We start from the raw sequence: 1779 nt of genomic DNA, 5'->3' as shown, positions 1-1779 counted from the left end.
CTGTGCTGAGCGCGCACGCGCACCCCGACCTTGCCCCACTCGCTCTTCGGGTGGTCCCGCCCGACGTCGGTCAGCCGGGCCTGGAAGCGCTCGATGGCGGCCTCGGCGTCCTGCGCCAGCGCCGCCAGGCTGTCTTCGACCAGCCGGTCGATCAGGGCCCCGGCGCCGGCCAACCCACCGCTGGGAATCCCGCCGGGGTCATCCCCCTCCCCCGCTGCCTGCACGTTGGTACCGTTCATCGCGTTTCCACAATCTTATCTTTTGGAGTAGCGCCCACCGCATACTCACGTGTGATTCATAAGGGGCTTGTTTGCGCCAAACGGACAGGATTTCCATTACCCGTATTCACCTGGCACGTGAGTAGCGCGGCGCCCTTTTCACGTCGGCGCTTTTCTCATTCTTACAGGTCGCTCGGTCGTTTCGCAACCCCCTGCGTAACAGCGCAACACGCACGGCACGCTAATCACGTCATTGCGGGGAGCGCGGCACGGGGTGGCACCAGGGGATTGGCTTTGCACGTCAGTGTGTGTCGACGCGGGCGTTCACGTCGGACAACGCGATTCTATTTCAGCGGGTTGCAGCTTCTGTCCGCGACGCACTACTCACGTGATGATCCCGCGGTTCAACCAATCACGTCTATTCGGCCGCAGCGACCGTCCGCGCCAGCCCCACTACTCACCGGCCCTTCCCGCATTCCCCCCATAAAACCGAACTTTCGGCACTCACGCACCAGGTCCGATCCGTGGGACGCTCTACTGCACGTTCTCGACGCGCTCTCTACTTCCAGGTTCACGCTTCTCGCCAAAACGCCGTTTCCCGGCCCTGGCCGATGACCTGGAAGCCCCGTGTCGACGTCCTCTCTACCTTTGGAGCACCCATGCCCGCTGCCGCGCTCGATATCGGTTACTCGAACCTCAAGGTGGCGAGCGGTCGCCCCGGCGGCCTTCCCCGCGTGGTCATCCGCCCGGCCGGGGCCGCACCCGCTGATCGCTTGGGCGAGCGCATCCGGCAGGGCAACCCCGACACCACGGACGAGCCCATCTTCGTGGACATCCAGGGCCGTCGCTGGGCCGCCGGGATCGAGCCGGCACGTCTCGACGGCTGGGTGCGCTCGCTCCACGCGGACTACGCCACGACGGATGCCTATCTGGCGCTGGTGCGGGCGGGGCTGGTGCTCACCGGCGAGCGCTACCTCGATACCGTCGTGACCGGCCTGCCGGTCGGACAAGCCAGCGACCCACGGCGCAGCGAGGCCCTGCGGCAGTTGATCCTGGGCCAACACGTCACCGAGGTCGGCACCATCGAGGTGGCCAAGGTCCGGGTCGTCGCGCAGCCGGTAGGTGCCTATCTGGACCTGGTGTGGGCGGCCACCGATCCCCTGCTGCTGGACCGCATCGAGACCGGTGCCGTCCTGGTGCTGGATGCCGGCTTCTACTCCTTTGACTGGGCGCTGGTGGTGGCCGGGGAGCTGCGCCGGTCCGCGTCCGGTACCAGCCTGGAGGCCATGTCCGTGCTGCTGGAGCGTGCCGCGCGGCACCTCGCAGAAGTCTATGGCGGGAAGCCGACCCCCATCGCCTTGGAGGGCGCGGTGCGTGCCGGGCGCAAGACCTGGCTGCAGGCAGGTCACACGGTAACCCTGGAGCCCGTGTTACGACAGGCGGCCACCGAGGTCGCCGGGGTCGCCCTGGAGGCGCTGCGCCAAGCGCTGCGGCGCGAGGAGGCCAACGTCGACCTGGTGCTGCTCGCGGGCGGCGGTGGTGCACTCTACGGTGCGACGGT

The 1779-nt window shown here is 67.6% G+C and carries 2 protein-coding genes; one reads left to right on the top strand and one right to left on the bottom strand.

From position 1 onward, the window contains the following. Positions 1–239, bottom strand: a 239-nt coding sequence (locus QZY44_RS01450) for a hypothetical protein (RefSeq protein ID WP_295441261.1), incomplete at its 3' end; no start/stop codon positions are given. Positions 240–877: 638 nt separating this feature from the next. On the opposite strand from QZY44_RS01450, the gene QZY44_RS01445 reads away from it, so the two are divergent. Next, positions 878–1779 (top strand): ParM/StbA family protein (locus QZY44_RS01445; protein ID WP_295441258.1); only part of this gene is annotated, 902 nt, incomplete at its 3' end.

Origin of the sequence: uncultured Thiodictyon sp. (genome assembly GCA_903837595.1) — a bacterium.
Taxonomy (GTDB): Bacteria; Pseudomonadota; Gammaproteobacteria; order Chromatiales; family Chromatiaceae; genus Thiodictyon.
Note: the sequence above shows the minus strand (reverse complement) of the source record. Positions and strands in the feature narration are given on the sequence as shown.